Raw genomic sequence first — 19,752 nt, 5'->3', positions numbered from 1 at the left:
CGTCAAACCCCGGCACCGTTTTCGTCTCAGGGCTATTTCATCTGGCTGACTCGTTGGAGTCCCGCCCTCAGGCAGTTCCCACCTCGACTCGAAAACCGGCTAAAGCCGGGACTCCGACAGGGGCAGACGCCCCACGGCAGGGAGAGCTACCAGCCAGTTGAAATATTCCCCGTTTTCGTCTTCAAACTCCCCAAGAAAAGATTGCCGTTGTCGCAATTCTTCGTTTTGATGGAAAACCTTTTCCATTCGGGACGCCAACATTTCATGGATACAGCCGATCCTTTTTCTATCTCCTCCGAGAAACCATGGTTTTCACCCCGGGCGTTCGCGCTCGTTTTTCTTACGGTCTCCCTGCTTCCAGCCGTGGCATTCGGTCAGGTCACCGTCGAGGAACCCCGCCGCCCCGACGCCTTTCCACGCCCCGAACAGCTCCGGATGCTCACCATCGAGGAATTGGCCGATTTGACGATCACCACCCCCGCACGACGCCCCGAACCGATCCGCACCACCCCTTCCGCCGTCTCCGTCGTCACCGCCGAAGACATCAACCGGGGCGGAGCGATGAATCTGCCCGACAGCCTCCGCCTCGCCACCGGCGTCCACGTAGCCCGGGCCAGTAACAATAATTGGGCGGTCGGCATCCGGGGCTTCAATCTCACCACCACCAACAAGCTTCTGGTGGTCCAGGACGGCCGCAGCCTTTACTCCCCGCTTTTTTCCGGAGTCTTCTGGGACGTCCAGAATCCGATGATCGAAGACATCGACCGGATCGAGGTGGTCCGCGGCCCCGGCGCCACCCTCTGGGGAGCCAACGCCGTCAACGGCATCATTAACATCATCACCCGCAGTTCCGAAGAAACCCAGGGCCTCCTCGTATCAGGAGGAGCCGGCAGCGTCGAACGCGGCTACGGCGCCGCCCGCTACGGAGGGCAAATCAACGAAAACACGTGGTACCGGGTTTACGGCACCGGATGGGAACGGGACGACATCGTCGCCATCGACGGTTCCTCCGTGGATGACCGGCGCCGCCTCGGGCAAGGGGGCTTCCGCATCGACTCCCGACCCGCCCCCGAAACACTTTGGACCTTCCAAGGCGACATTTACGACGGCCGGTTCGACCGGACCGGCCTCGACCCGATCGAGGTGAGCGGCGCCAACATCCTCGCCCGATGGACCTACTCCAACGAGGACGACCGCAGCCTCTCCATCCAAGCCTATTACGACCGGGTCGAACGGTTCATCCCTGGCACGGGCGGGGAGGAAAGGGATACGTTCGACGTCGAATTTCAACATCGCTTCCCCCTCGGCGAACGGAACGATCTGACTTGGGGGGGCGGAATCCGGATTTCCGGCGACGACGTCGAAAATAGTCCCTCCCTCGCTTTCCTTCCGGAAAGCCGAACGGTTCGCGTCTTCGACGCCTTCATCCAGGACCGGATTTCCATCATCCCGGACCGGCTCGACCTGACCATTGGCACCAAGCTGGAACACAATTCTTTCACCGGCTTCGAATTCCAACCGAGCAGCCGCCTCGCCTGGATGCCCCACGACCGTCACATGGTTTGGGCCGCGCTCTCCCGCGCCGTCCGCACCCCTTCCCGGATCGATTCCGACATCCACACCTTCAATCCGCTGACCGGCGATCTGATCCTCCGCGGAAACCCCGATTTCGAGTCCGAGCGCCTCGTCGCCACCGAACTCGGCTACCGGGTGCGGCCGGCGACGCCCACCCCCGTCACCATCGATCTGGCCCTGTTTCACCACGAATACGAAAACCTCCGGAGCTTCGAGGGCCAGGATCCGATCATCCTCGGCAACGAATTGCGCGGACGTTCCCATGGCTTCGAAGTCTCCGCCAACTACCAACTCTCCGAATGGTGGCGGGTCACCAGCGGCTACAGCCGCCTCCACCGGCGGGTGCGGGCCGAGGCGGGCAGCACCGACGATCCCGCCGCCCGCGGAGCCGAAGGCAACGACCCCCGGCATATCCTTTTCATCCACTCCGCCCTCGATGCCGGAGATCATTGGCTTTTCGATGCGGTGGTCCGCCATGTCGGCACCCTGCCAAATCCCCCGGTCCCCTCCTACACCGAACTCGACCTCCGGCTCGGCTACCGGCCCTACGACTCCCTCGAACTCTCTCTCACCGGACGAAACCTCCTCCAATCCTATCAACGTGAGTTCGGCGTCGAGCGCGCCGTGCCAAGAAGCTTTTTCGTTCGGGCCAAATGGGACCTTTAATCAAACGAACGCAACTCCGTCCGCCCAACGCGGATCGGCTCCGTCTGTTTCGAATCCTCGGCGCGACGACCCTCTTTCTGCTGCTGATTTCCACAGGGCGGGCTCAGACCGACCAACGGGAATACGCCATCAAAGCAGCCTACATCTTCCACTTCACCCAATTCATCGAATGGCCGCCCGAAGCCCTCCCGAATGCCGCCGAACCGATTCGGGTCGGTGTCGTCCGCCCGAATCCGTTTGGCGGGCTTCTCGAAGAAATACTCCGGGACCAAAAGGTCCACGACCGCCCGATCGAAGTCGTCGACGTCCGGACTCCCGGGGACGCCGAAGGCTGCCAGATTCTCTTCATTCCCCAAGCTTCCGGAGCCGCCGGACGACGGCTGGTCGCCGAACTCTCCGGATCACCGATCCTCCTGATCGGGGAAGAATCCGAGTTCGTTTTCCACGGGGGAATGATCGCCCTGGTCCGGGAGGGGAGCCGGATTGGGATTCTAATCAATCGGGACACCCTGCGGGAAAGCAACCTGAACGCCAGTTCGCGCCTCCTCCGTCTGGCGAGGATCGTGGAGGACCGTTCGGATTCATGAAGCGATTTAGCGAACTTTCCATCCGGGCGAAGCTGATCCGCATCATCGTGACGACCACGGCGGCCGTCCTTCTTCCTTCGGCGGGACTGACCGTGCTCATCGACTACTTCCTCCTGCGCCAGGTCACCACCCGGAACCTTGGAATCCTCGCGGAAACCGTCGCCTACAGCAGCACCGCCGCCCTCGCCTTCGACGATCCGGACGACGCCTCCCGGATCCTCCAGTCCCTCCAGGCCGAACCGAACATCCGAAAATCCATCCTCTACGACACCCAAGGTCTCGTCTTCGCCACCTACCCACTTCATCTCGATCTGGTCGAACCGCTTCCCTCAGACCCCTACGAAGGACCCGATTTCACCCAACGAATGCTGGTTTATCACATCCGGGTCTCCGAAGGGGGCACCGACCTGGGTTGGCTCCTGATTCACTACGATTTGGGTGCCCTGCGGGGCCGCCTCGCGGTCTACCTGATGATCAGCGCCTCCCTGGCCACCATCGCCCTCTTCGCCGCCTACCTCCTATCCACCGTTTTCCAAGAGCGAATCTCCCGTCCGATCCTCACCCTGGAAAACGCCGCCCGCGCCGTCTCCGACCGCCACGACTACAATCTCCGGGCCCCGAAGACCAGCGACGACGAAATCGGTTCGTTGACCGACGCCTTCAACGAAATGCTCGAGCAAATCGCCGCCAAAGAAAACGCCCTTCGAATCAGCGAGGAACGCCTCCGCATCGCGGTGGAAGCTTCCCGGCTCGGCGTCTGGGACTGGGACCTTGCGACCAGCCAGGCCAACTGGCTGGGCCCCATCTACGAGGAAGTCGGTTTCCCCCAAAAAGTCCCCCGCCAATCCCCCACCCCTTTCTACGACGCCATCCATCCCGACGACCGGGCCCGGGTCGAGGAAGCCGCCCGGGCCGCCCGCCAAGGCGGAATTTACGAATCCGATTTCCGGTTGCGCATTCCCGGCAGCGGCGAAATCCGCCACATGCGATCGTTGGGACGCACCTTCACCGATCCGGACGGAACCCCCGCCCGCATGGTCGGCGTCCTGATCGACGTCACCGACCTCCGCGCCGCCGAAGCCGAGATCCGCGAACTCAATCGGACACTCGAGGAACGGGTCATCGAACGAACCGCCGAACTCCGCCGCGCCCTCAACGAGATCGAGTCCTTTAACTACTCCGTTTCCCACGACCTCCGCGCTCCATTGCGCGGCATCAACGGCTTCAGCGTGGCGCTGCTCGAAGATTACTACGACCGCCTCGACGACACCGGCAGAGATTTCCTCCGGCGAATCGTCGCCTCCTGCAAGCGCATGAGCCAATTGATCGACGACCTCCTCGAACTATCCAGGGTCACCCGCCAGGAAATGCGCCGGGAACAGGTCGATCTCTCCCAAGTCGCCGCCGAGACCATCCGGTCGCTCCGCGCGGGCGATCCGGCGCGCGACGTCGAAGTCGTCATCGAACCCGACCTCCACGCGAACGGCGATCCCGGTCTCCTGCCGATCGTTCTCGAAAACCTTTTGCAAAACGCCTGGAAATTCACCTCCCGCAAACCGGCCGCCCGAATCGAAGTCGGAAAAACCGAGACCAATGGACGCACCGTATTCTTCGTCCGCGACAACGGCGCCGGTTTCGACATGCAATTCTCCGACCAACTATTCGGCGTCTTCCATCGCCTCCACAAGAGCAGCGAATTTGAAGGGACCGGCATCGGCCTCGCCACCGTCCATCGCATCCTCGAACGCCACGGCGGCGAGATTTGGGCGACCGGAAAACTTGACCAAGGTGCAACTTTTCACTTCACTGTGGGTTAACATCGGCAGAGCACCATGAATCGCAATACCATTCTTTTAGTCGAAGATAATCCCGACGACGAAGCGCTTGCTCTGCGGGCCTTTCGCAAAAACAACATCGTCAACGAAGTATTGGTCGCCCGCGACGGGGTCGAAGCTCTCGACATGCTGCACGGCACCCATGATCCAGCCGATACCTCTTCGGTCGGAACAATTTCCCCGACCGTCATTCTCCTCGACTTGAAATTGCCTAAAATCGACGGGCTGGAGGTTTTGCGACGGATCCGCGCCAATGCCTCCACTTCTATGCTTCCGGTCGTCGTCTTGACCACCTCCTCGGAAGAACGGGACGTCGTCGAAAGCTATCGCCTCGGCAGCAACAGCTACGTCCGCAAACCGGTCGACTTCACCGAATTCATGGAAGCGGTCCGCAAACTGGGGGCGTATTGGCTGCTCCTCAACCAACCCCCTCCACACTTCCCGCGGCCTCGTTGACACCAGCCGCCTCTCCCCTCCGGCCCCGCCGTCTATCGTCCATCGCCTATGCGCGCGAAGCGAGCTCCGCGAGCTCGAACAACTCCTCGCCCCCGGCCGGTCCGGCCGCGATGAGGTTCCGCAGGAACTTTTCGCGGTGCAACGGGCAAATCCCACTTCGTTCGATTCCCTCCAAATGCTGAGGCGTTCCATACCCTTTGTTCGAATCGAATCCATAGTCCGGATACTGTTCATGGTGGCGCATCATCAAACGGTCCCGGGTCACCTTGGCCACGATCGACGACGCCGCGATCGCGAACGACCGCCCATCCCCTTTCACCACCGCCGTGTGCGGATAAAAAAACGGCTTCAGCGGCCGCCCATCGACCAGGATCATCGGACGACTGCGCACTTCACGGTACTGCTGTTCACAATAAAACAAATCCCCCGGCTCCACCTCCTGCCAGGCTCCCGGCGAACATCCGACCTCGGCCAATACCAAATCGAGCGCCCGCCGCATCGCCAGACGGGTCGCTCCGAGGATATTTTCATCCGCGATCTCCTCCACACTCGCCACCCCCGGCGCGAAAACCACTCCCCCCGCCTCGCGACAACGCTCCAGGCGCAACAAAGCATCCTCCCGCTTTTCCGGGGTCAGTTCCTTCGAATCCCGCACGAACCGGCGCACCGACCGGCAGGCGGCGCTTTCATAAAATTCGCGAGTCACCAGGCAGGCCGCCGCCACCACCGGCCCGGCCAGGGCTCCCCGACCGGCTTCGTCCACCCCGATCAACGCCGTCGTTTCGTTTCCGAGACACTTCCGGTCAAAGGCGATGAGTTGCGGACGTTTCATCGAACCACTCCCTATTTCCGTTCGTAAGCCGGTTTCAACGGCGGCAACTCGATCTCCCCGGTTTTCCCGGCCGCCGCCACCACTTCATGGGCGGTGCGGAAATGAAGCTTCGCGAAATCGCGCAACGCCTGGGCCCCGAATTTTTCCACAATCTTCACTCCCTGGGCTCGCACCTGGGCACTCGCCCCCTTAAATAACTTCTCTCCAAACCGGTCGGAGAGTTTCTCCATCTGGCGCAAATACTCCGCCCGGGCCACGATCGAGGCGGCGGCCACCACCGGATCCGATTCCGCCTTGGTCTCCATCCGCAAATCGAAATCGCTTCGCTTGAAATACCGCTGCACCAACGGTTGTTTGCTGAACTGGTCGAGCATTCCCCACGGCACCCACTTCTCCGCCAACGCCTGTTCCAACGCCTTCGAGTGCTGCCACGCCAACAACAGGTTCAAATTGGCCCGCGGCTTGCCCATCAACTCATTGTATTTCGGCATCCCGCAGAACATCACCTTCGCCACGACCCCGCGAGTCTCAGTGATCATCTTGGCAAACCGCACGATCTGGGCATCCCCGATCTTTTTGCTGTCCCGAATGCCCGCCGACCGCCAGGCGTCGATCGCCGGTTTGTCCGCGATCACGCAGGCGGAAACCACCGGACCAAAGAAATCCCCTTTCCCGCTTTCATCCAACCCGGCATGCGGTTCGAACCACTCCGGGCGCAACACCTCGTCGTATCCGAACTTCACCGATCCGGTCACTTCCGGCTCCAGCACGTCGACCACAAACGCCTCGGTCTCTTTTCCCTGGATCACGATCTTGCCGCTCTCGTAAGCGACCAAATTGACTTTCGGCCCCTTATACGCGAACCGGGCGTAAGCGACCTCGTACGGTTCCCACGACTTGCGCTCGCAGACGATTCGTAACCGCTCCATCTGCTCCGGATTCAGCTTTTCGGTGTAAATGGTGATTTTTTTCGGAGCATCAACCTCCGGCGCGCTCGGCTTTCGTTTCTTCATTCGCAAACCTCAGGGAGCGATCATTGCCCCCGAAGTCAATAGCGCAAGCCGGATCCACCCCCCTGCCGCCTTTCCTTGCCCGCTCAACATCCGCCCGGGATCAGATACCGTCCCCCACCCGCCCGGCACCCCCTTCCCAAAACCACCCCGCCTCCCGAACTCGCACCCCCACCAAAACCTCACCAAACCCCCACCAAAACCTCACCAAAACCCCGCGCCTCCCGCTCCTCCCTCCCGCGACAATCCCTGACCCGATCGGATCAAGGATTGTCGCGGGAGGAAATCCAAGCGCCCCCACCCACGTTGGGCTCTTTTCATCCTCGGCTTCATGAATTTCACTCTCCATGGGCGTTGGGATGCGACGAAATCGGAGGGTTGGTTTCCCCGACCTTCTATAACAGAGCGATCCGATTTTCGCGCGAAGCGCTATGGAGTGCTGGTGCGTCCCCGCACCGCTTTCCGACTGGTCGGCGATGGCCGCGCATTCGACAGTCATTCGACAGCCAAGGCTCTCCCACGCCCCCCGCGAAGGAGATCCCCAGACAGAGCCCGGATGTTGGCTCGATAGGAGTTCACCTACATGCGTGCCGTATCCCTCCCAGCGTCCCCCTTCAATATCACTCGACCCAATCCCCCTCCGCGCCTCGCTCCAACTCCAGCAAGCGCCGCTTCCGCTCGATCCCCCAGCGGTAACCGGCCAAATCGCCGTTCCCCCGGATTACCCGGTGACACGGAATCACGATTGCCACCCGGTTCCGGGCGCAAGCGCTCGCGACCGCCCGGTTCGCCCCTGGATGTCCAACCGCCGCCGCCACCTCCGAATAGGAACGGGTCGTCCCCGCCGGAATGGTTTGAAGGTATTTCCAGACTTTTATCTGAAGAGCCGTTCCCCACACATCGAGAGGAAGATCCGGCACTCCACCTGACTGCCCCAAAAACGCCGACAACGCCTCCATCCACCGGTGAAACTCGCCCTGCTCTTCCTCCGGCATCTCGGTCAGCTTCGCTTCGGGAAACTCCGCCACCAAAGTATCCAACATCTCCGCCCGGTCGTCCCCGATCTGCAAAAAACAGATTCCCCGATCGGTCGCCCCGATCATCACTTCCCCCAACGCAGTTTCTCCCGAAGCGAACGAGATCTCCAACCCCCGACCCCGCTTCCGGTATTCGCCAGGCGTCATTCCAAGATGCGAATTCACCTTCTCGTAAACCCGGCTCGCCGATCCGAATCCGGCTTCGTAGACCGCTTGCGTGACCGATTCCCCCATCCGCAGTCCCCCCTTCAATTTCCGCAACCGGCACGACTCCTGAAACTCCCGCGGACTCACCCCGACCACTTCCTTGAACGACCGCTGGAAATGCGCCGGACTCATCCCGGCCTGCACCGCCAGCGTCTCCAAAGTCAGCGACTCTTCGCACCGTTCCTCGATGTAACGCGCCAAGTCCCGCATCAGAGTTCCATCCCAGCTTTTACCTCGACTCTTCATCTCTTCATCGTTTGCCCCTCGACTATGCCATAAAACCATTCGCGGCAATATCCGTTTCTTGCGAGAAGATCTAACCGGCAGGGCTTTTATGTTCTCGGTGGTTGGGTCCTGACGATCGAGATGGGTGAGATTGCAACTGCGGCACCGTTCGCAAAAGTCAGCGAGGCTTTTTTTATGCAGCGCCGCGAGGGGGATGGCGACTTGTTGCAGAGTGACGAGGATACAAGAGCATTGTGTCCTCCGAGGCGATGTTCGCATTCGCCAATGGTGCACTTCATCCACAAATCACTGGTGCATTTTGCCCGCAGAATGACACTTTATCGCCTTGGCCTTGTTGGCCGGACGCAAGAACCTCGCCGAGATGCAGCGTTACGGCCAGGTCCTGACGCCCGCCCAACGCCGATAGCTGATTCGGCCCTCAGCCAAATGACAAGACGGTGCTCCTAAAAGCACTTGAGAAATGATTCGCCCAACCGCTCCGCGACGTCAACCGAACCCCATGAATGCAAACATCATCCTTTACTTTGAAATTCAACCGAATAGGCGCGAAATACTCAAAAATTGAGCGCGCCAGGGGCGGGCACCCTGCATTCTTTCACGAAGAAGGACTGGTGAGAAAGGCGATCACAAATCTCAACTCTTCCGCCCGGCTAAACGGCGCCGCCGGAGAACAAACGCCCCGCCCAAGGCGAAGAGGCCCGCGATCCCGGCGACCGTGGAAGGCTCTGGGATGACGGTGACAGAGTATTCATCGAAGTGTGCAAACCTGTCATTCGCGGCAAAATGCGTCCTTAAGCCGGGTGAGCCGACCAGATGGGGGTCTTCGTCAATTACCGAAATCGTGTGACTGAAGTCGTCACTGATAAAGGTGAACTCCAACGCAGCGCCGACGACCGAAAAAGTGATGGTATAAGTTGAGTTGTTGGTCAGGAGAAACTCGGGAATTGTTTGCACGGCCAGGAAATTGGCGTTTTCCGGCCCGCGCGAGAAGTTCCGCCGAATGTACATTTGGAGCTGCCCTTGGTCGGGGCGGATGAAGGCAAAGTAACCGGCTGCTTGAGCAGTCCCACCCGGATTGGTTCCATCCCAGCGAGCGATTAAACCAATCTGAGTCCCGGCCGCGGTGACGTTCGCACTCTGAAACGTTGCTGAAATCTGGTAATCTGTCCAAAGGCTCGTAGCGTTGTCGAGAGTCCCCTCGCCATTCCACAATGGAGTTTCATTGTTGGTAAAGAGAGCGGTCGTACTCCAGTTATGTGCCGTCCGTCCAAGGCGGTAGGTGTCATCACTACCGTAGGCCGCATCGGCTTGAGGATTGTTGCTCACCAGCGTCCAACCCGGAACCGGTTGCCCCCCGGTCCCTCCCGTGAAATCAGTCGAATAAAGGATTGCTCCCTGTTCGTTCTGGGCATCGGCGGGAGGCGCTAAGAAAAATCCCGCGACGGCAAAGGAGGCAATCGCGAAGCCGTGAAAAGGACGAGGGGTCAGATTGAATTTGGTCATAATGAGTATTGTGGATTTGTTGTTTGGAGAAAATAAGTAAAACCTTATAGCACTAAATGCTATAACGGTATAGCGGGCACCCCTTGTGTCAACGATTATTTTACCCAGCCTCGCGACGCCGATGGCAATGCTCGCGGATGGGCTTGCCCCTGGCCGAGCCTACGCGTTCAATCCCCGGTTTCATCAATGTCCCGTCCAATTCGAAAATGTCCACTTCCGCCGCGACAGCAGAATTAAACTTCCGGCAGCGGGCCGGCTATCACGCGTTGCGCGGAGTGTTGTTCGCCCTCCGGGCGTTGAGCGTCCGGCAATGCGTCAGGATCGGTTCCGGACTCGGCTCGGCGGCGTTCCGCTTCATGAAAAAGCGTCGCCGCACGGTGATCCACAATCTCCGGATCGTGTTCGGCGGCCAAAAGGACTGGGATGAATGCGAAGAGATCGCGCGGGAGGTTTTCCGCCGAACAGGGGCCAATATCATCGGCGGACTTCGCGGGGGATTTCTCCCCTCGGAACGCCGCGCCGAGGTGGTCGAGATGCGGGGCCAGCAGCACGCCCGCGCCGCGTTGGCGGAAGGGCGCGGGGTGATCGTTCTTCTCGGGCACATGGGTCCGTGGGAAATTCTCGCTCAAGTCGGTGACTTACTTTTCGACCGCGCTCCTTTCGGAACACTCTACCGGCCGATCGACAACGCCTCGGTCGACGCCTTGGTCCGGGCGGAGCGGGCGAAACGTGGCGCGCAGCTTTTTTCCCGCAAAGATGGCTGGGCCGGACCGATCGGACTTTTGCGGGAGGGCGGAGCCTTGGCGGTCCTGGCCGACCAGCGGGCGGGCGGCGCCGGGGTTCCCGCCCCGTTCTTCGGCCGCGAGGTCCTCACCACCCGACTTCCGTTCATTCTCCATAAAAAAACCGGCGCTCCCTTGGTACCGGTCTCCGCCCGCACGGTCGCCCCGGGAAAATGGATCATCGAAGCCCACGCTCCGATCTTTCCCGGCCGCGAAGGCATGGACAACCGCGACGTCTTCACCCGCCACTGCAACCACGCATTGGAGACCGCGCTCCGCGACAGCATTGAGGATGTCTTCTGGTTTCACCGCCGCTTCCGCCCCGAAGCCAACCGCTTTTTCCCGCCGCCGGGTGCGACCGCGTCCCCAACGCCCGTCCGCCGGGTATTGGTCGTTCTTCCGGACGATCCCGAGGCCGCCCGAGCCGTCTGCGAGGCCCTCGACCGCCATGCCGAGTCTCGTCCGGGATTGGCGTTGATCCTTGCCGGAAAACAGCTCCCCGCCGGAACCGTCCATGAGACCCTTTTGGTCGAATCGATGCCTTCGCCCGATCTTTCCCAACGTGTTGAAGAAATGGATCGTAGCGGACCGGTGGGGATCGACGGCGCCCTCCTCCTGACGACCGCCCATCTTTCGTCCTGGTGCCGGGGCATCGACCAAGCCGGCATCGACCGAGTTTTCGCCTGCGGCGACCACCCGCTCCCCCGGGGAGTCCACGCCAGTTTTCTCTTCCCTCCCAACCCCCACGATTCGAGCGCATGGCAATCGATTTTCGAAACGATGAGCGCTTCGTCTTCAATCAAGGCGGAATAATCAGCCGAGCCGGCCCTGTCACCAACTCGCCGTCGCACAGAATCCTCGCCCGCAATCCTCCACTCCCTTTCAGCCGCTCTTCCGTTCCCGGACGAAAGGCGGAGTCCATCCAATAACAGGGACGACACTCCTCCACCCCTTCGAACAGGATGCCTTGCAACTCGAACCGACGGCCGATCCATAGGTTGAGGTCGATCCCTTCCGTGATCACATTGCGTCGGGTGTCAGCCGAAGTCTTGTCACGCCCGAATTCCAACGCCTTGCGCAATGCCACGAAGACTTCCCAAGCGAAGAAGGTGATTTGTCCCTTATAATTATCCTTGAATTCAAAAAAGCGATCGCCTTCGATCCCCCGCCCCGCCCGGCAAACGATGCGGTCCGCCTCCACCACGGGGTGCGTTCCGGCCGGTTTGCCGTGATGCCCGAAGTAATTGTGCCCGGGCGACAGATAGAGGTGGCGAATGCGCGCGTTCACCCGGCCGACTCCGCAACCGAATGTTCCGCCCGCGGATCGACCCAGACCGGCGGTTTTTCGGGATAAAACTCCTTTTTCCAGATCGGCACCCGCGCTTTGATTTCGTCGATGATGTAACGGCAAGCGGCGAAGGCGGAGTCGCGATGATCGGAGGCCACTCCGATCCAAACCGCCGTATCGCCGATGGCCAAATCACCGACCCGATGGATGCAATGGGCCGCGCGCAAACCAAACTTCGCGGTCGCTTCTTCCAAAATGCGCTCCCCCTCGGCCTCCGCCAATGGACCGAACGCCTGATAGGTCAACGCTTCGACCGAAGCGCCGCGATGGTGGTCCCGTACCCATCCCTCAAATACCGCGAGCGCACCCGCGGAGGGATGGAGAACCTGCTTCCGGGCCACAACCGGATCGATCGGTTCGCTGGCGAGGTGAAATCGCGTATCCATCGTCCGTTTACCCTCCCGCCATCGGCGGAAGAAAGACCAATTCGTCCCCGGGGCGCAAGCGGGCGTCCCAACCCGCGAACTCCTGGTTCACCGCCACTTGGAGCGAATCGCTCGACCAGCGAAAGCCATACGCTTTCTGCAAGCGCCGATAAACCGACTCCGGGGTCGCACCGGTTTCGACGTCCAAGGTCTCGCCGTCGCACCCGCGTTGGTCGCGAAGTCCGGCAAAATAGAGGATGTAAATTCGTATCATTGGATCAATCGGTTCTTATGAAAGGACGCAATCTCCCCGCACTTGATCACGTTCCTCCGGCGTATTGACGTTCTGGAGCGCCCGCGGATCGGGAAGGTCGAGGAGAGGGAGATCGAGTTGAATCAAAATCTTGCGGGGACAGCGTATGTCGCGGGCGAGGCAATCCACCAAAAGCATGGCGGCCTTCGGTTCGTAAATGGCGCACAACGGCTCCGGCAACCCGTCCCCGGAACTGCGGAACGCCGTGACCAACCCGCCGGGATCGCGCGCGGAAACGAGAGCCCGAAGCGCTTCCCGGGTGAGATAGGGGAGATCGCAGGCGACGACCAACCACGCCGCTCCGGGATGCTCGGCCATGGCCGAAACAATTCCATCCAACGGTCCGACACTGCCATACCGGTCATAAAGCGGACGCGCGTCGACATCCGGCGGCAACGCCTGTCCGGGTCGCACGGATACCATCACTTCGTCGCAAAACTCCCGCAACACCGTTCCGGTCCAAGCCAGCTGACTCGACCCGTGGTAATCCAGCCCCCCCTTGTCGCACCCCATTCGCCGACTCCGCCCTCCCCCGAGGACCAATCCATATAATGGTGCCTTCATAACCGGGGCGCCTGATAATCTCCGCTCCGTCCCCCGCGTTTCTCGATGATCCGGATATTGCGGACCATGATCTCGGGCGACAGCGCCTTGCACATGTCGATCACCGTCAGCGCGGCGACGGAGACCGCCGTCAACGCCTCCATCTCCACCCCGGTCTTCCCGGAGGTCTTCGCTTCCGCTTCCAACCAAAGAATATCGCTTCCCTCCCGGCCCGAGGTGAACCGGCAATCTTCCAAGGCGAGACCGTGGCAAAGCGGAATCAGATCCGGCGTTTTCTTGGCCGCCAGGACTCCGGCCAAAAACGCCGTCTGCAAGACCGGTCCTTTCGGACCTTGGATCTCGTCCCCGGCAAAGGCGGCGGCCACCGGCCCGGGCAAGACCAGCTCGGCCCGCGCCCGCGCCATCCGCCGGGTGATCGTTTTTTCTCCGATGTCGACCATCGTGGCCCGGAGATTTTCATCGATATGAGTAAAAGTAGACATGGTCGTCCGTAGATTGAAGTCCCCCGGACTCTAGCAGACGCCGTGCCAACCTCCGAACTACAGCCAGTTCCAAAACGGGACGTTCGTGCCGGGCGCAAATAGATCGGCCTCCGCCGCGAGTTCCACGAAGCCATCCGAATCGAGCACCGATAGATAATCCCCGGAATTCACCGGCGGTCGGGGAATTCCCACAACCCGCCCCTCCTTTCCGATTTCTTTTTTGACCGCCAAATACCAAACCAACGGATTGGGAAAACGCACCTCCTTCGCAAGGGAGATCGTTTCCGGCCGGCTTCGTTCTCCGCCGCTCAAAATCTCCAACGCCGGAATCAAATAGCGGTGGGCGCACACCAGTGTCGAGAGCGGATTCCCGGGCAAACCGAAGACCGGCTTGCCGTTCGAAGTGACTCCAAACCAGAGCGGCTTCCCGGGTTTCTGCGCGACGCGGTGAAAAAGTTCGCGCACCCCGAGCGCGACCAGTTCCCGCGCGACATGGTCCCGTCGTCCCTTGGAAACGCCGCCGCTCAACACGAAGAGATCCGATTCGGCCAACGGCTTTCGCATCGCCTCGCGCATCGCCTCCGGGTCATCCGGGAACAGACATCGCTCGACTTCCACCCCGCCCCATCGTTTCAAAACGGCTTCCAAGGCGTATCCATTCGACGCGAAAATTTGATGGTCTTCGATCGGTTCCCCGGGGAGGACGAGTTCGTCGCCGGTGGCCGCGACCGTCACTTTCACCCGCGGCGAAACTTCCAGAAAAGCTTTTCCACAGGAGGCCGCCGCGCCCAACTCCCGCGATCCGATCCGCCGTCCGGGCCGCAGCACCGCCGCGCCCGCCCTGCCATCCGCCCCCCGGAGATGCACGCAATCCCCGGCAACCGACTCCTCCTCCAATAGGAAAACGACTTCGTTTCCTTCGCCGCGCGTTTCTTCATAAGGGATCACGCAGTCGACGCCGGACGGCATCGCGGCGCCGGTCATCACTTCCACGCACTCCCCGCGCCCGACCGCGTCTCCCGCGCGTTCCCCCGCCGCCTGTCGCCGGGCCACCCGAAAGCGGCGGATCCCTTCACGCCAATCCCGCGAAACGATCGCGTAACCATCCATCGTCACGCGGTCAAACGGCGGCGCGTCCCGGGGAAGCGAAACCACTTCCCGCAACACCCGTCCGACCGTTTCCTCCAACGGCAAACGCACCGGCGGCAGTGCGGCGAGGTGCTCTTTCATGACGAGGTCGGCGGCGTGCGGCGTGATCATGGCCGGAGTAACTGGCACGAATCCGGCTAAAAGACAAACCGGCAGTTTCCACCGAACCGCGAAACGCCCACTCAACTTCAACAGGCTCTCTTCTCAACGACGTCGCAAAATTTATGCCTTTTCCTTCAGCAACCGACTCCCGGAATCGCCCGCTGCGCGACCTGCGGATCTCCTTGACGGATCGCTGCAATCTGCGTTGCACCTATTGCATGCCACGGGAGATTTTCGGGGCCGATTACCCGTTTCTGCGACAGGAGGAGTGGCTGACGGAGACCGAGCTAAACGATCTCGTCGGAGCCTTCACGCGTCTTGGAGTCAGGAAGGTGAGATTGACCGGAGGCGAGCCACTACTGCGCCCCGGACTGATCAATTTGATCCACGGCCTGCGCCGCTTTCCCGAGATCGAAGATCTCGCCCTCACCACCAACGGCTTCCGCCTCGCCAAGCTGGCCCCCGCGCTCCGGGGCGCCGGACTCCACCGCGTCACCGTCAGCCTCGACGCCATAGGCCCGGAGATTTCCGGGAAGATGAATGGCGTCGGCCATTCCCCGGAGCCGGTCCTCGCCGGGATCGAGGCCGCCCGTTCGGCTGGCCTTCCGGTCAAAGTCAACATGGTGGTGGAGCGCGGAGTAAACGACGGCGAGATCCTCCCGATGGCCCGCTACTTCAAATCGATCGGCGTCCCCCTGCGTTTCATCGAGTTTATGGATACGGGCAACCACACCGGATGGAACCTCGACCGGGTCGTCAGCGGAAAGGAAATCGTCGCCCGTCTCGCCCGCGAATTCGAGTTCGAACCGGTCGATCTCACTTCGCGGCGGGAGGTGGCCAAACGTTACCGCTACGCCGATGGTTCCGGAGAGTTCGGCCTGATCACTTCCGTCACCCAACCTTTCTGCGGCGGCTGCACCCGCGCCCGGATTTCCGCCGACGGCAAACTCTACACCTGCCTCTTCGCCAACACCGGACTCGACTTGAAACATTTCATGCGGGCTCCCGGCTACACCCACGGTTCGCTCCACCGCCTGCTGGCCCGCCACTGGGGCCGCCGCGACGACCGCTACTCCGAGTTGCGCAACTCCGCGCCTCCCGTCGCCCGGAAAGTGGAGATGTCCTACATCGGCGGATGATTCCTTAAAAATTTCCCGCGACCGCCTCGCTCAGTCCGAGAAAGGTCTCTTCCATGATGGAGAGCTTCCGGTCGCTGGCGTGACAAATCCCCCACTGCCGCTTCAATTTCCGCCGCCCCAAACCGATCCGAACGAGGCTTCGTTGGTTGATCTCGTTTTCCACGATCCATCCCGCGAGGAAACTGATCCCGTAATTGACCTTCACCAACTCCTTGATCGCCTCCATGCTGCCGAGCTCGATGTAGTTCCTCAACGCGACCCGGTTCTGACGGAAAAACCGTTCGATCAACTCAAAGGTCAAACTTCCTTGATTGTACAAAACCAGACGTTGCTGGGCAATTTGATCCATCCGAACCGAACTTTTCTGTACAAACGGATGAATCGGCGAGGCGACCATCACCAATTCGTCGGCGAAGAGCGGAACCATCGAAACGTCGTTCATCTTGCCGGGATCGATGATGATCGCGAGATCGACCTCCCGCCTCCGCACATGTTCGACCAGCTTAGGTGTATCCGCTGGAACAATACTGAGGACGCAGTCGGGAAAACTTTCGTTGAACTCCCGCAATACTTGCGGGAGGATGTATTGGCAGGCCGTCGTGCTCGCCCCGATGCGGAGCCGGCCCCGCCCCCATCCGTCCCGTTCCCGGATACGTGACCGTGCGCTTTCCATCTGATGGAGAATGGCTTGCGCCTGACGGTAAAACTCTTCGCCCTCCCGGGTGATGTGAATCTTCCGACCGATCCGGTCGACCAACTGACAACCGAGGTCCTCCTCCAGGTTCTTCACCGAATGGCTGATCGCCGACTGGGTGAGACTCAACTCGCGGGCGGTCTCAGTGAAGCTTTCCGTTTGCACCAACGTGCAGAAGGCGAGGAGCTGGCGACTGTCGATCGTTCGAAACATGAATCGAATTCATTATCGGCATGAAAGGATTCATTCTGTTTATTTTCAAATTCGGTATGGTCAATGCTATTTCCGGCGGCGATGACGGAAACAGCTGCCAAGGTCAGACCGGGCGAACGTCCCAAACGTCGGAGCGACACGATCCACTTCGGCTACGTGCGCCTGCTCGATGCCGCGCCGATCCTCGTCGCCGAAGCCCTTGGCATGTTCCGGGAGGCCGGACTGAAAGTCCAACTCCACCGGGAGGCCGGTTGGGCGACGATCCGGGACAAACTGACGTTCGGCAGTCTGGACGTCGCGCAAACATTGAGCCCGATGCCGTTCGTGATGCGTCTCGGGATTGGAGTGATCCCGACCGACGCGATCGCCGGAATGATCCTGAACAGCAACGGCAACGCCATCACTCTTTCCTCCCGCCTGAAGCTCGAGGGAGTCTATGACGGAGCTTCTTTGAAGCGCTACCTCCGGCGGGGCCATGCTCCCCGGAAACCGGTTTTCGGAGTGGTCTCGCTCCAGTCGTCCCACCACTTCATCTTGTGCCGCTGGCTGGAGCAGCACGGAATCGATGTTCGAACGGATGTGATCATCGCCGTCCTTCCTCCGGGCCAGATGCCGGGCATTCTCGCCGCGGACAACATAGACGGGTTCAGCGCGGGCGAGCCATGGAATTCGGTCGCCATCGCCGAAGGCCATGGCTGGGCCGCCGCCACCGGGGCAGAACTCGCCCCCGGTTATCCCGAAAAAGTGCTCACGACTTCCGCACGATTCTGCGCGTATTCCCCCGACGAATACGCCCGTCTGATCCGCGCTTTGGAAACGGCCTGCGCCTTTTGCGAAGTCGCGGATAACCGGAGCGAGATCCTCCGCGTCCTTGCCAGAAAGGATGCGCTCGACTGCCCGGAGTCGATCCTCGCCCGCGGTTGGGGCGAGGGTTTTCTCCCAAGCGGATCCGCCCCGTTCATCCGCTTCCATGGGGACGGCATGAACCGGCCCGGCCGGGACCGGGGCCAACTCGTCTTCGACGATCTCCGCCGTCACGTCGCCGACGAAAAGCTTCAGACTTCCGGCGCCGATCTGATCCGCCGCACTTACCGGGAGGACCTTTACGATCAGGTCATCACCGCCGAAAGCGCCCCGGCCACCGCCCGTCCGCGTTAACCACTTCCACTATGAAAGACACGAAATTCAGAATCCTCGACCTCAACAATCCGCGCATCCGGACGCTCCATTTCACCTGGTTCGCCTTCTTCCTGACGTTCGTCGTCTGGTTCAACCACGCCCCGCTGGTGGTGGCGATCACCGAGTCGCTCGACCTCAACGACGCCCAATGGCGGGCGATCCTGATTCTCAACGTGGCGCTCACGATTCCGGCCCGCATCGTCATCGGCATGCTGGTCGACCGCTTCGGTCCGCGGGCGACGTTCAGCGGATTGCTCATGATTTCGGGCGGACTCTGTTGTTTCTTCGCCTTGGCCCAATCTTTCGAACAACTCGCCCTCGCCCGTTTTCTCATGGGATTCGTCGGAGCGGGCTTCGTCATCGGAATCCGCATGGTGGGGGAATGGTTTCCCGCCCGTCAGGTCGGTCTGGCCGAAGGGATTTACGGCGGATGGGGCAACTTCGGTTCCGCCGCCGCCGCCATGGTCCTGCCCACCCTCGCCCTCCTGTTCGGCGGGGAGAACGGCTGGCGTTACTCTCTCCTGATCACCGCGGCGATCGTCTTCGCCTACGGTTTCATCTACTATCGATCCGTCCGCAACACCCCGAAAGGTTCGACCTATTTCAAACCAAAAAAGACCGGCGGGCTTGAGGTCACGTCGCCCCGCGATTTCTACCTCCTGATCGCGATGAACATCCCGATGTTCCTCGCCCTCGGCGTCCTGACCTGGCGTCTTTCCCCGACCGGCGTCGGATTGCTGGGAGCGGTCGCGACGAACGCGATGTACCTCATCCTCGCCGGACTATTTTTCTTCCAGACCAGCCAGATCTACCGGGTCAACCGCGAGATGCTGAAGAATCCGGATTCGATCCCGGAGATGCACCGCTACCGTTTCAGCCAGGTGGCCGCCCTCAACGTCAACTACTTCGTCACCTTCGGTTCCGAATTGGCCGTCGTCTCGATGCTGCCGTTCTTCTTCATCAGCACCTTCGGTCTCGATCCGGTGCACGCCGGACTGCTGGCCGGGAGTTTCGCGTTCATGAACCTGGTCGCCCGGCCGAGCGGAGGTATTCTGAGTGATCGATTCGGCCGTCGCGGGACGATGCTGATCCTGATTTTGGGACTGGCCGTCGGTTACCTGACGATGAGCCAGATCAACAGCAACTGGGCTCTGCCGGCGGCGATCGCCATCACCATGATGTGCTCGTTCTTCGTCCAGGCCGGGGAAGGCGCCGTCTTCGCCATGGTCCCGTTGATCCAGCGCCGCATGACCGGACAAATCGCCGGGATGGCAGGCGCCTACGGCAACGTCGGCGCGGTCTGCTTCCTCACCGTTTACTCGTTCGTCGACGCCTCCACATTCTTCATGGTCATCGCCGGATCTTCCGTGATAGCTTTTCTCGCTTCCTTGGTTTTGAAGGAACCTTCCGGCCACGTGGCGGAGGTCATGCCGGACGGCACCGTCCAGCTGATCGAGGTAAGTTGATC

General features: G+C 60.9%; 19 protein-coding genes. 8 read left to right on the top strand and 11 right to left on the bottom strand.

Translation table 11 applies throughout. From position 1 onward, the window contains the following. Positions 1 to 228: 228 nt before the first annotated feature. The 4 genes from ACWUI2_RS10140 to ACWUI2_RS10125 are packed head-to-tail and all read left to right on the top strand — an operon-like array spanning position 229 to position 5,119. Positions 229 to 2,241 (top strand): TOL_0244 family TonB-dependent receptor, encoded by a 2,013-nt coding sequence (locus ACWUI2_RS10140; RefSeq protein WP_486982741.1) that lies wholly within the window; start codon positions 229 to 231, stop codon positions 2,239 to 2,241. Continuing rightward, the gene (locus tag ACWUI2_RS10135; RefSeq protein ID WP_486982740.1) at positions 2,229 to 2,828 is read left to right on the top strand and encodes a TOL_0243 family YfiR-like periplasmic protein; all 600 of its coding nucleotides are present in this window, start codon (positions 2,229 to 2,231) and stop codon (positions 2,826 to 2,828) included. The genes ACWUI2_RS10140 and ACWUI2_RS10135 overlap by 13 nt, the downstream gene beginning before the upstream one ends. Then, the gene (locus ACWUI2_RS10130; protein WP_486982739.1) at positions 2,825 to 4,645 is read left to right on the top strand and encodes an ATP-binding protein; all 1,821 of its coding nucleotides are present in this window, start codon (positions 2,825 to 2,827) and stop codon (positions 4,643 to 4,645) included. The genes ACWUI2_RS10135 and ACWUI2_RS10130 overlap by 4 nt, the downstream gene beginning before the upstream one ends. A 15-nt stretch (positions 4,646 to 4,660) precedes the next feature. Continuing rightward, on the top strand, positions 4,661 to 5,119 hold the full coding sequence (locus ACWUI2_RS10125) for a response regulator (RefSeq protein ID WP_486982738.1): 459 nt from the start codon (positions 4,661 to 4,663) through the stop codon (positions 5,117 to 5,119). Between the two features lie 46 nt (positions 5,120 to 5,165). Here ACWUI2_RS10125 and ACWUI2_RS10120 read toward each other — a convergent pair whose 3' ends face one another. The 4 genes from ACWUI2_RS10120 to ACWUI2_RS10105 form a co-directional block, all read right to left on the bottom strand. Continuing rightward, complete coding sequence (locus tag ACWUI2_RS10120) at positions 5,166 to 5,951, bottom strand: ribonuclease HII (RefSeq protein ID WP_486982737.1); 786 nt, start codon at positions 5,949 to 5,951, stop codon at positions 5,166 to 5,168. Positions 5,952 to 5,962: 11 nt separating this feature from the next. Continuing rightward, entirely contained in the window at positions 5,963 to 6,964 is a 1,002-nt protein-coding gene (gene rnhC, locus ACWUI2_RS10115; protein ID WP_486982736.1) for a ribonuclease HIII, read from the bottom strand. Between the two features lie 617 nt (positions 6,965 to 7,581). Continuing rightward, positions 7,582 to 8,451: a methylated-DNA--[protein]-cysteine S-methyltransferase gene (locus ACWUI2_RS10110; RefSeq protein ID WP_486982735.1), complete on the bottom strand. Its 870-nt coding sequence runs from the start codon at positions 8,449 to 8,451 to the stop codon at positions 7,582 to 7,584. Positions 8,452 to 9,084: 633 nt separating this feature from the next. After that, on the bottom strand, positions 9,085 to 9,777 hold the full coding sequence (locus ACWUI2_RS10105; protein ID WP_486982734.1) for a PEP-CTERM sorting domain-containing protein: 693 nt from the start codon (positions 9,775 to 9,777) through the stop codon (positions 9,085 to 9,087). A gap of 383 nt (positions 9,778 to 10,160) precedes the next feature. On the opposite strand from ACWUI2_RS10105, the gene ACWUI2_RS10100 reads away from it, so the two are divergent. Beyond that, entirely contained in the window at positions 10,161 to 11,549 is a 1,389-nt protein-coding gene (locus ACWUI2_RS10100; RefSeq protein WP_486982733.1) for a lysophospholipid acyltransferase family protein, read from the top strand. Here the strand turns inward: ACWUI2_RS10100 and ACWUI2_RS10095 are convergent. Genes ACWUI2_RS10095 through ACWUI2_RS10070 form a run of 6 tightly spaced genes read right to left on the bottom strand, consistent with a single transcriptional unit; the run spans position 11,536 to position 15,068 of the window. Further along, positions 11,536 to 12,024 carry an MOSC domain-containing protein gene (locus ACWUI2_RS10095; protein ID WP_486982732.1) on the bottom strand — a complete coding sequence of 163 codons (489 nt, stop codon included), beginning with the start codon at positions 12,022 to 12,024 and terminating at the stop codon, positions 11,536 to 11,538. The genes ACWUI2_RS10100 and ACWUI2_RS10095 overlap by 14 nt on opposite strands. Then, the gene (locus ACWUI2_RS10090) at positions 12,021 to 12,470 is read right to left on the bottom strand and encodes a molybdenum cofactor biosynthesis protein MoaE (protein ID WP_486982731.1); all 450 of its coding nucleotides are present in this window, start codon (positions 12,468 to 12,470) and stop codon (positions 12,021 to 12,023) included. The genes ACWUI2_RS10095 and ACWUI2_RS10090 overlap by 4 nt, the downstream gene beginning before the upstream one ends. Positions 12,471 to 12,477: 7 nt before the next feature. Beyond that, on the bottom strand, positions 12,478 to 12,723 hold the full coding sequence (locus tag ACWUI2_RS10085; RefSeq protein ID WP_486982730.1) for a MoaD/ThiS family protein: 246 nt from the start codon (positions 12,721 to 12,723) through the stop codon (positions 12,478 to 12,480). A gap of 15 nt (positions 12,724 to 12,738) precedes the next feature. Continuing rightward, positions 12,739 to 13,326, bottom strand: a complete 588-nt coding sequence (locus ACWUI2_RS10080) for an NTP transferase domain-containing protein (protein WP_486982729.1) — start codon at positions 13,324 to 13,326, stop codon at positions 12,739 to 12,741. Beyond that, the gene (moaC, locus tag ACWUI2_RS10075; RefSeq protein ID WP_486982728.1) at positions 13,323 to 13,808 is read right to left on the bottom strand and encodes a cyclic pyranopterin monophosphate synthase MoaC; all 486 of its coding nucleotides are present in this window, start codon (positions 13,806 to 13,808) and stop codon (positions 13,323 to 13,325) included. Before moaC ends, ACWUI2_RS10080 begins: the two co-directional genes overlap by 4 nt. A gap of 57 nt (positions 13,809 to 13,865) precedes the next feature. Then, positions 13,866 to 15,068: a molybdopterin molybdotransferase MoeA gene (locus ACWUI2_RS10070; RefSeq protein ID WP_486982727.1), complete on the bottom strand. Its 1,203-nt coding sequence runs from the start codon at positions 15,066 to 15,068 to the stop codon at positions 13,866 to 13,868. Positions 15,069 to 15,181: 113 nt separating this feature from the next. Between ACWUI2_RS10070 and moaA the strand changes: the two genes are divergently transcribed. Then, entirely contained in the window at positions 15,182 to 16,198 is a 1,017-nt protein-coding gene (gene moaA / locus ACWUI2_RS10065) for a GTP 3',8-cyclase MoaA (RefSeq protein ID WP_486982726.1), read from the top strand. A gap of 4 nt (positions 16,199 to 16,202) precedes the next feature. Here moaA and ACWUI2_RS10060 read toward each other — a convergent pair whose 3' ends face one another. Then, a complete protein-coding gene (locus ACWUI2_RS10060; protein WP_486982725.1) occupies positions 16,203 to 17,105 on the bottom strand; it encodes a LysR family transcriptional regulator in 903 nt (300 codons plus the stop codon). Positions 17,106 to 17,186: 81 nt separating this feature from the next. Between ACWUI2_RS10060 and ACWUI2_RS10055 the strand changes: the two genes are divergently transcribed. Next, positions 17,187 to 18,263: a CmpA/NrtA family ABC transporter substrate-binding protein gene (locus ACWUI2_RS10055; protein ID WP_486982724.1), complete on the top strand. Its 1,077-nt coding sequence runs from the start codon at positions 17,187 to 17,189 to the stop codon at positions 18,261 to 18,263. Positions 18,264 to 18,274: 11 nt separating this feature from the next. Next, the gene (locus ACWUI2_RS10050) at positions 18,275 to 19,750 is read left to right on the top strand and encodes a NarK family nitrate/nitrite MFS transporter (protein ID WP_486982723.1); all 1,476 of its coding nucleotides are present in this window, start codon (positions 18,275 to 18,277) and stop codon (positions 19,748 to 19,750) included. The last annotated feature ends 2 nt before the right edge of the window (positions 19,751 to 19,752 follow it).

It is taken from the genome of Verruconatronum alginivorum (genome assembly GCF_056590205.1).
The sequence above is the reverse complement of the archived record's forward strand: the minus strand, read 5'-3'. Positions and strand labels throughout refer to the sequence as shown.

What these genes read in the sequence shown, in the direction of transcription:
- moaC (WP_486982728.1), bottom strand. Translation starts at nt 13,808, where the DNA reads ATGTCTACTTTTACTCATATCGATGAAAATCTCCGGGCCACGATGGTC.
- moaA (WP_486982726.1), top strand. Translation starts at nt 15,182, where the DNA reads ATGCCTTTTCCTTCAGCAACCGACTCCCGGAATCGCCCGCTGCGCGAC.
- ACWUI2_RS10080 (WP_486982729.1), bottom strand. Translation starts at nt 13,326, where the DNA reads ATGAAGGCACCATTATATGGATTGGTCCTCGGGGGAGGGCGGAGTCGG.
- ACWUI2_RS10120 (WP_486982737.1), bottom strand. Translation starts at nt 5,951, where the DNA reads ATGAAACGTCCGCAACTCATCGCCTTTGACCGGAAGTGTCTCGGAAAC.
- ACWUI2_RS10050 (WP_486982723.1), top strand. Translation starts at nt 18,275, where the DNA reads ATGAAAGACACGAAATTCAGAATCCTCGACCTCAACAATCCGCGCATC.
- ACWUI2_RS10100 (WP_486982733.1), top strand. Translation starts at nt 10,161, where the DNA reads ATGTCCACTTCCGCCGCGACAGCAGAATTAAACTTCCGGCAGCGGGCC.
- ACWUI2_RS10125 (WP_486982738.1), top strand. Translation starts at nt 4,661, where the DNA reads ATGAATCGCAATACCATTCTTTTAGTCGAAGATAATCCCGACGACGAA.
- ACWUI2_RS10135 (WP_486982740.1), top strand. Translation starts at nt 2,229, where the DNA reads ATGGGACCTTTAATCAAACGAACGCAACTCCGTCCGCCCAACGCGGAT.
- ACWUI2_RS10055 (WP_486982724.1), top strand. Translation starts at nt 17,187, where the DNA reads ATGACGGAAACAGCTGCCAAGGTCAGACCGGGCGAACGTCCCAAACGT.
- ACWUI2_RS10090 (WP_486982731.1), bottom strand. Translation starts at nt 12,470, where the DNA reads ATGGATACGCGATTTCACCTCGCCAGCGAACCGATCGATCCGGTTGTG.
- ACWUI2_RS10140 (WP_486982741.1), top strand. Translation starts at nt 229, where the DNA reads ATGGAAAACCTTTTCCATTCGGGACGCCAACATTTCATGGATACAGCC.
- rnhC (WP_486982736.1), bottom strand. Translation starts at nt 6,964, where the DNA reads ATGAAGAAACGAAAGCCGAGCGCGCCGGAGGTTGATGCTCCGAAAAAA.
- ACWUI2_RS10130 (WP_486982739.1), top strand. Translation starts at nt 2,825, where the DNA reads ATGAAGCGATTTAGCGAACTTTCCATCCGGGCGAAGCTGATCCGCATC.
- ACWUI2_RS10110 (WP_486982735.1), bottom strand. Translation starts at nt 8,451, where the DNA reads ATGAAGAGTCGAGGTAAAAGCTGGGATGGAACTCTGATGCGGGACTTG.
- ACWUI2_RS10070 (WP_486982727.1), bottom strand. Translation starts at nt 15,068, where the DNA reads ATGATCACGCCGCACGCCGCCGACCTCGTCATGAAAGAGCACCTCGCC.
- ACWUI2_RS10085 (WP_486982730.1), bottom strand. Translation starts at nt 12,723, where the DNA reads ATGATACGAATTTACATCCTCTATTTTGCCGGACTTCGCGACCAACGC.
- ACWUI2_RS10060 (WP_486982725.1), bottom strand. Translation starts at nt 17,105, where the DNA reads ATGTTTCGAACGATCGACAGTCGCCAGCTCCTCGCCTTCTGCACGTTG.